Genomic DNA, 7,624 nt, shown 5'->3' with positions numbered 1-7,624 from the left:
TTGCTCTTCAACACTCAAGCCTAGGCGAGGAGCCGAGTGGTGGGGCAAGAGCGTTTTGCTTACTTTTGACTGGGCCGGCATTCCGGCTTTTCGAAAGTGAGCGGAACCCATATCAGCCATAACAAAAATAACGGATATGTACACCACCCCCAAAAAGCCCTACCGCAAGGGCCCCAAAACCTGCCGATACCGCTCCACCCCCTGGCCCGTCTCCCGCACCAGAACCACCTCGATCCCCAGCGGTTCCTCCTGCCGATTCCCACTCAACTGCCGCCACCCCTTGTCCCAAACCCGCACCTGCAAATCCCTGACCTGCCCAAGCACCGCCACCGCATCCCTGGGCGCCGGCAGCGGATACCGATCCCGCGCCGGTGCAGCTGCCCGGTACAGCGTGTCGCCCTTGAGCCACCACCGCACCCGCTGCAACCCATCCCCAGGAACCGGCGCACTCCGGATCACCTCCAGCCGAAACCCCTTGCTGTCCGAACTCCTCACCGACACCGCCGCCAACCCGCCAGGCTTCGGCGCGTCTTCGCCAATCGGCGGCCCCAACTCAACCCCCGCGCGCAAGCTCACATCCAGCTGCATCTGGTTCAGCGCCCGCAACAACACCTCAGTCTGCTCACTGCTGGCCTGCAAATGCTGATCAGCCCGGGTCACACTGTCCAACCCGCGCCAGGCAATCACACTGACCACCGCCATCAACATGATCGCCACCATCACCTCGATCAACGTAAAACCCTTCTGGTCACTCATGACTCACCACCCGCAACAACCCCGCCGCATCCCGTTGCAGGCTCAGGCTGTATTGCCCATCCGACAGCACCACCCGCACCGGCGGGTTCACCCATTCAGCATCCAGCACCAATGTTTTCCCAGGCTCGATGCGCACCTGCATCGGCGCACTGTCCCAGGCCCGCGGACGCAGTTGCTGATCGCCGCTGAAGTTCTCCACTCCCAGCCCATCATCGGTAACGCGGCTGAAGCGAAATCCCTTGGCATCGGCTTTCCAGGTAATCGCCCGGCCATCGGCACGCGCCTCGGCCTGGGCCACCTGCAGCAATTGGCTCAAGCGTTCCGCGTCCTTGCGCAGCAGGTGCAGCGGATCAGGCTTGATGCTCAGGCTGATGGCCGCACTGGCGATGCCGATGATCACCAGCACCACCATCAACTCGATCAACGTGAAGCCCTGCTGTTTCATTTTTTGCTCCCTGATCAACCGCTGAAATAAAAAGGTGTGAATTGCCCTGTAGCCTGAGGCGACGGACAAACAGGAGGTCCCGCCCATGGCATTCATCCATCGTTTTTCACCCGCCCATGGCGTCCAGGCCGTGGCGTTGCTGGCGGCGCTGGCAGGGGTTGCGACCTGGACGCCGCTGTTGCTCACGTCGGCCGAGTCCCACACCCCGCAGGCCGCGCCCCAGGCGTTGGCGGCCCGCAGCGACAACCCCGCCGTGCAATGGTTTTCCAATACCCCGGCGGTGATGCAGATCAAGGTCTCCGGGGTGCTTGCCGGGGCGCGTGGGGCGGTGGCGATCCTCAGTCTCAACGACGGCCCGCCCCGCAGCTTTTTGTTGGGTGAACGCCTGAGCCCCGGCGTGCGGCTGACGGCCATTGAAGGCGATAGCGTGGAGATCGAGCGCGGCGCGGAAAAAATCCGCGTGCCCCTCGACAAGTTGCCCGACGGGCCGGCGTTGCCAAGCCTCATTCGGCAGTAACCGGGCGCTTCACCGGCGGGCGCCCCAGCAGTGTCTCCAGGCGTGCCAGGGGTGGCGCTTCCCGGGTGGCGTCCAGCACCTGCACGCTGACCTGGAACAGGCGCCCATCCGGCCCGTTGCTGATGGTCTGTTCGCAACGCAGTTTCAGCCGGCCCTGGTCGCAGTCGAACGTCTTGCGCCCGGTGCTCACCCGACCTTCCAGGCGCAGTTCCGCCATCCGGCCCTGGGCTGCCAGCAGCGCCATCGACTTGTCCCGCAGCAGGCCGTTGCTGGTGGTCATCAGCCCGGCCACGCGTACCGCCGCCGCCATGGCCACGGCGATGATCGCCAGTGCCACCAACACTTCAATCAGGGTGAAACCTTGCTCGTTGCGGGGCCCGCCCATGGCGTACTCAAAACCGGGAAACAGGCCCGCAGACTAGCCCCGGGAGTTGACCGATTGGCGACCAAAGCTCCCGAGGATTTTCAACATGACTGACATGTGTTCTTGCAACACTGCGCCACGAAATGCACTCAAGCCAAGGAATGTCGACATGGATATCGCACACTTCACGTCAGCGCGCAGGCAGCGCGGTTTCACCCTGATCGAGATCATGGTGGTCGTGGTGATCCTGGGGATTCTGGCGGCGCTGGTGGTGCCCAAGGTGCTCGACCGCCCCGACCAGGCGCGGGCCACAGCGGCCCGGCAGGACATTGGCGGGCTGATGCAGGCCCTGAAACTCTACCGCCTCGACCACGGCTCGTATCCCAGCATGAACCAGGGCTTGAAGGTGCTGGTGGAACGCCCGGCCGATGCGAAAAACAGCAACTGGCGCGCCTACCTCGAACGCTTGCCCAACGACCCGTGGGGCAACCCGTATCACTACCTCAACCCAGGGGCCAACGGCGAAGTGGATGTGTTCTCCCTCGGCGCCGACGGGAAACCTGATGGTGACGGCGTGAATGCCGATATCGGCTCCTGGCAGCTGTAAGGCCGGCGATGAACAGCCATTCGCCCACAGCGGCGAAGCAGCGCGGCATGGCGATTATCAGTGCCTTGCTGATCGCGGCCGTGGTCGCGGTGCTTGCCGGCGCCATGCTCACCCGGCAAACCGTGTTCACCCGCAGCCTGGAAGCTGAACAACTGCGTATCCAGGGCCAATGGTTGTTGAATGGCGGCCTGGAAACCAGTCGCCAACTCCTGTGGGACGCGCGCCGCCAGGACGTGTTGACCCGGCTCGATCAACCGTGGGCACGGCCCCTCGGCGGTGCTTTCGAGGGGCGGATTGAGGATGAGCAGGGCAAGTTCAACCTGCGCAACCTGGTGACCCAACAACACCCGGACGCCGTGCAATTGCAGAGCTTCGAACGCCTGTGCCAGTTGATCGGCATCGAGCCGGCTGTGAGTCGCCGCATCAGCCGGCGAGTGATCGACTCATACGACCAGCGCGAGCTCGGCGGCTCACTCACCGGCGGTTTCAACAGCAGCCGGGATACCTCGCCCGGTGCCGCCGCGCCATTGATCCCGGCCAAGTACCCGATGTTGCGCAGCCTCACCGACCTCAGCGGTATCGAAGGCCTCGACCCGCGCCAACTACGGCGCATGGCGAGCTATGTCAGCGTGCTGCCCGGCAATACCTGGGTCAACGGCAATACCGCCAGCGCCGAGGTACTCAGTAGCGTGGTGCCGGGGCTCAGCCTGTCCCAGGCCCAGGCACTGGTGGCCGAGCGCGACGGCGGGCGCTGGTTTGTCAATCGCGGGGATTTCGTCAACCGGTTGCGCATGCCACAAGTCGCGGTGGACACGGTGCAGGTGGGGATCACCAGCGAGTGGTTTCGCGTGCACGGCCAGGCGCGCCGCGAGCAGCGTCGGGTCACGCTGGAGGCGTTGCTGTATCGCCCGGAAGACCGTCAGCCCCAGGTGATCTGGTCGCGGGTGGGCGTATGAAGCGTTTGCGCATCGGCTTGCCGCCGCTGGATGAACTCACCACCGAGAGCCAGGTGCAGTTCGCCTGGCTGGACCGCGCCGGGCAGGTCAGCCAGCAGGGCGAGGGCCGCCTGGCGCAATGGGCGAATACCCAGGCGGAGTGTTTTCTGCATCCACGGGACAGCTTGCTGACCAGCCTGGAGTTGCCGCAATTGCCCTCCGCCAAGGTCGACGATGCAGTGACCTGTGCGGCCCAGGCACTGATCCTCGGCCCGCTGGAATTGATGCATGTGGCCCACGGTCCACGGGACAGCAGCGGCCTGGTGCAGGTCGGCTGGTTGCCCAAAAGCAGCCTTGAGCACCTGGGCCGGATAACGACCCAGCTGCAAATCAAAGTGCGTGGCCTGTACCCGGCGCCCTACGCGCTGCCGGTCAGCGGGCCAGCGAGCGCGGCCTTCTGCGACGGGCATTTGCTACTGCGCCATAGCCTGCAGCAGGGCGCGGTACATCCTCTGGGGCAGCAGGCGCTGGATGATCTGCTCGCCACCGGTGTCGATGTGCTCCATGTGGCCGACGATGCCCGTTGGAGCGGTACCGCGCCGGGCTGGGGTTTGCACGGTCGGCTCCAGCAGGCGGCAACCGGTGGCTGGGGCAGGGCGGCGGCCTGCACGGCGCTGGCGGTCGCCATCTGGGCCCTGGGCCTGAACCTCTACGCCGCCCGCCAGGTCGACGAAGGCCAACGCCTCAAGGCGCAGATGAGCCAGCAAGTACGCCAGGCCTTCCCCGAACTGCCGGTGATTCTCAACCCGCTGCAACAAGCCCGTCAGCAACTGGCCGCACGCCAGAGCGGCGCGGCGGCCGAACCAGGGCAGCGCTTTACCGGCTTGCTGGCGCTGGCGGGCAGCAGCCTGCCGTCCATGGCGGGCAGCGTCGAGAGTTTGAGCTACGAGCAAGGCCGCCTGCAGCTGAGCCTGCTGCCCGACGCCCGGACCCCGGCGCTGGCCGCTGACGCGCAGGCGCTGCTGGCCCAGGCCGGGTTCAGCGCCCGTCGCGACGACCAGGGCTGGACAGTCGGCCCGCTTACCGAGCGCGTTGAAGCCGATGCAGACGATGAGGCCGAAGATGAATAAGCGTTGGCAGCTTCTGCGCAGCCAGGCCCAGGTGTTCTGGAACGGCCTGGCCATGCGTGAAAAACGTCTGTTGGTGGGTGCCGGCCTGGTGCTGGCGGGCCTGCTGACCTGGTTGCTGTTGATCCAGCCACCGCTGAAGAAGATCGACTACTGGCAAGCCGAAACCCCGAAACTGCGCAGCCAGGCCGAGGCCTTGCAGGTGCTGCTGCAAGGCGTCGCCCCAGCCCCGCGCAGCAGTGACCTGGAAACCGCCTTGCACCAGTCCCTCGACAACGCCGGGCTGCAGGGCCGCTATCAATTGCAGCCGCAGGACACCGGCAGCTGGCGCCTGACCTTCGACGACGCCCCGGCGGACGCGGTGATCGACTGGCTGCTGGCCAACCCCCGGCCGTTCTCCCTGGAAGTCTCTGCGGCCCGCCTGCAACGCGCAGGCGAGGCCACCCCTTCAAACTCGGCCGGCACCTTGTCCGGGACCGTTCGCATGGATCAGGCGCCTGGCGCTAAGGAAGCTTCATGAAGTGGTCATTGCCCAACGCTGCGCCTTATCGCAAGGTCGCCCCTTTGCTCTTGTTGGCGCTGGGAGCGTGCAGCAACCCCCAATCCTCCGCGCCGTTGCTGGTGGACAGCGAGCTTGGCCAACCCCTGGCCGACACCCGGCGCAGCGGCGACACACCACTGGACCGCCAGCGCGAAACCGTGCCGCCACCCCGGGTGCAACACCCGGTGACCAACAGCGCCCGCAGCCATGGCACCGCACCGGCCAGGGCGCGCAACCCGCTGGGTGATCAACCGGTACAACTGAACTTCGTCGACGCCGATATCCAGGCGGTGGTGCGCGCCTTGTCCCGCGCCACCGGCCAGCAATTCCTGGTGGACCCGCGTGTCAAAGGCAACCTGACCCTGGTCAGCGAAGGCCAGGTACCGGCGCACCAGGCCTACGACATGCTGCTGGCGGCGCTGCGTATGCAGGGCTTCAGCGTGGTCGACGTAGGCGGCGTGGCCCAGGTGGTGCCTGAGGCGGACGCCAAGCTGCTGGGCGGGCCGATCTACAGCGGCGCCAACCCGGGCGGGCAGGGCATGCAGACCCGCACCTTCCGCCTGCAATACGAAAACGCGGTGAACCTGATCCCGGTACTGCGCCCCATCGTTTCGCCGAACAACCCGATCAACGCCTACCCCGGCAACAACAGCATCGTGATCACCGACTACGCGGAAAACCTGGCGCGGGTGGCACAGATCATCGACGGCATCGACACCCCGAGCGCCATCGACACCGACGTGGTGAAGGTGCAGAACGGCATCGCCGTGGACATCGCCGCCATGGTCTCGGAACTCCTCGAAACCCAGGGCGCCGACCAGACCCAGAAGATCAACGTGATCGGCGACCCGCGCTCCAACTCCATCATCATCCGCGCCGGCAGCCCGGAGCGCACGGAACTGGCGCGCAACCTGATCTACAAGCTCGACAACGCCCAGAGCAACCCGAGCAATATGCACGTGGTGTACCTGCGCAACGCCCAGGCCGGCAAGTTGGCGCAGTCGCTGCGGGGCTTGCTGACCGGCGAGAGCGACTCCGGTACCAGTGATAATGCCCGTGGCAAGTTGAGCAGCATGGGCGGCAACACCCAGGGTGGCCAGGGCAGTACCCAGAACAGCAGCGGCAATCCCACCGGCAGCGGCACTGTCCAGCCCAGTGGTTACGGGCAGGACACCAGCAGCACCGGAGCCTCTTCCCCTACCGACCAGAACACCGCATTCAGCGCCGGTGGCGTGACGATCCAGGCGGACGCCACCACCAACACCTTGCTGATCTCCGCGCCGGACCCGCTGTATCGCAACCTGCGGGAGGTGATCGACATGCTCGACCAGCGTCGCGCTCAGGTGGTGATCGAGAGCCTGATCGTCGAAGTGGGTGAGGACGATGCCAGCGAGTTCGGGGTGCAGTGGCAGGCGGGCAACCTGGGCGGGAAGGGGGGCTTTGGCGGGGTGAACCTGGGGGGCAGCGGCTTGAATGGAACCCCCACCAGCAAGACCAGCATTGATGTGTTGCCCAAGGGTTTGAACATCGGGCTGGTGAATGGCTCGGTGGACATTCCGGGGATTGGCAAGGTGCTGGACCTCAAGGTGCTGGCCCGGGCGTTGAAGAGCAAGGGCGGGACTAATGTGTTGTCGACGCCGAACCTGCTGACCCTGGATAACGAGGCGGCGAGTATTTTTGTGGGGCAGACGATTCCGTTTGTCACCGGCAGTTATGTGACGGGCGGCGGCGGCACGAGCAATAACCCGTTCCAGACGGTGCAGCGCGAGGAAGTGGGGCTGAAGCTGAACGTGCGGCCGCAGATTTCCGAGGGGGGGACGGTGAAGCTGGATATTTATCAGGAGGTCAGCAGCGTCGACACGCGGGCTTCGGTGGATGCCGGGACGGTGACGAACAAGCGGGCGATTGATACGAGTATTTTGCTGGATGACGGGCAGATCATGGTACTTGGCGGGCTGTTGCAGGATGGGTATAGCCAGAGCAATGACGCGGTGCCCTGGTTGTCGGATATTCCGGGGTTGGGGGCGTTGTTCAGGAATGAAAAGCGCAGTGTGACGAAGACTAATTTGATGGTGTTTTTGCGGCCCTACATTATTCGTGACGGCGGGGCGGGGCGCAGTATTACGCTGAATCGCTATGAGTTTATGCGCAGGGCCCAGGGTGGGTTGCAGCCGGAGCATAGTTGGGCGATGCCGGATGTGCAGGCGCCGCAGTTGCCTTCGGTGGATAAGGCGATTCCCGGGGGGCAGGGGGTTAGGGCGGTGATTCGGGCGGTGCCGCGGTGATTTGGGTTTTGGATGGGGGGCATATCCGTTGCTGCGGTAACGGCCAC

The 7,624-nt window shown here is 65.1% G+C and carries 9 protein-coding genes; 6 read left to right on the top strand and 3 right to left on the bottom strand.

Translation table 11 applies throughout. The features are described from left to right. Window positions 1–159 precede the first annotated feature (159 nt). Both HYE77_RS15750 and gspH read right to left on the bottom strand, forming a co-directional pair. Window positions 160–756, bottom strand: a complete 597-nt coding sequence (locus HYE77_RS15750; RefSeq protein WP_087695372.1) for a type II secretion system protein GspJ — start codon at window positions 754–756, stop codon at window positions 160–162. After that, window positions 749–1,201, bottom strand: a complete 453-nt coding sequence (gene gspH / locus HYE77_RS15745) for a type II secretion system minor pseudopilin GspH (RefSeq protein ID WP_008431410.1) — start codon at window positions 1,199–1,201, stop codon at window positions 749–751. Before gspH ends, HYE77_RS15750 begins: the two co-directional genes overlap by 8 nt. A gap of 85 nt (window positions 1,202–1,286) precedes the next feature. Between gspH and HYE77_RS15740 the strand changes: the two genes are divergently transcribed. Further along, a complete protein-coding gene (locus tag HYE77_RS15740) occupies window positions 1,287–1,718 on the top strand; it encodes a type II secretion system protein N (protein ID WP_003218665.1) in 432 nt (143 codons plus the stop codon). Here the strand turns inward: HYE77_RS15740 and gspI are convergent. Then, window positions 1,705–2,103, bottom strand: coding sequence for a type II secretion system minor pseudopilin GspI (gspI, locus tag HYE77_RS15735; RefSeq protein WP_008431408.1), 399 nt, complete (start codon window positions 2,101–2,103; stop codon window positions 1,705–1,707). The genes HYE77_RS15740 and gspI overlap by 14 nt on opposite strands. A 148-nt stretch (window positions 2,104–2,251) precedes the next feature. On the opposite strand from gspI, the gene gspG reads away from it, so the two are divergent. Genes gspG through gspD form a run of 5 tightly spaced genes read left to right on the top strand, consistent with a single transcriptional unit; the run spans window position 2,252 to window position 7,577 of the window. Next, entirely contained in the window at window positions 2,252–2,689 is a 438-nt protein-coding gene (gspG, locus tag HYE77_RS15730; RefSeq protein ID WP_003218660.1) for a type II secretion system major pseudopilin GspG, read from the top strand. 8 nt (window positions 2,690–2,697) lie between these two features. Beyond that, window positions 2,698–3,645 (top strand): type II secretion system minor pseudopilin GspK, encoded by a 948-nt coding sequence (gspK, locus tag HYE77_RS15725; RefSeq protein WP_177068972.1) that lies wholly within the window; start codon window positions 2,698–2,700, stop codon window positions 3,643–3,645. Next, complete coding sequence (gene gspL / locus HYE77_RS15720; RefSeq protein WP_177045492.1) at window positions 3,642–4,754, top strand: type II secretion system protein GspL; 1,113 nt, start codon at window positions 3,642–3,644, stop codon at window positions 4,752–4,754. Before gspK ends, gspL begins: the two co-directional genes overlap by 4 nt. Continuing rightward, window positions 4,747–5,271 (top strand): type II secretion system protein GspM, encoded by a 525-nt coding sequence (gspM, locus tag HYE77_RS15715; protein WP_003218654.1) that lies wholly within the window; start codon window positions 4,747–4,749, stop codon window positions 5,269–5,271. The genes gspL and gspM overlap by 8 nt, the downstream gene beginning before the upstream one ends. After that, window positions 5,268–7,577 (top strand): type II secretion system secretin GspD, encoded by a 2,310-nt coding sequence (gene gspD / locus HYE77_RS15710; protein ID WP_177068971.1) that lies wholly within the window; start codon window positions 5,268–5,270, stop codon window positions 7,575–7,577. Before gspM ends, gspD begins: the two co-directional genes overlap by 4 nt. Window positions 7,578–7,624 lie beyond the last annotated feature (47 nt).

The organism is Pseudomonas sp. IPO3774 (genome assembly GCF_013386835.1).
In the GTDB taxonomy this organism is placed as follows: domain Bacteria; phylum Pseudomonadota; class Gammaproteobacteria; order Pseudomonadales; family Pseudomonadaceae; genus Aquipseudomonas.
The sequence above is the reverse complement of the archived record's forward strand: the minus strand, read 5'-3'. Positions and strand labels throughout refer to the sequence as shown.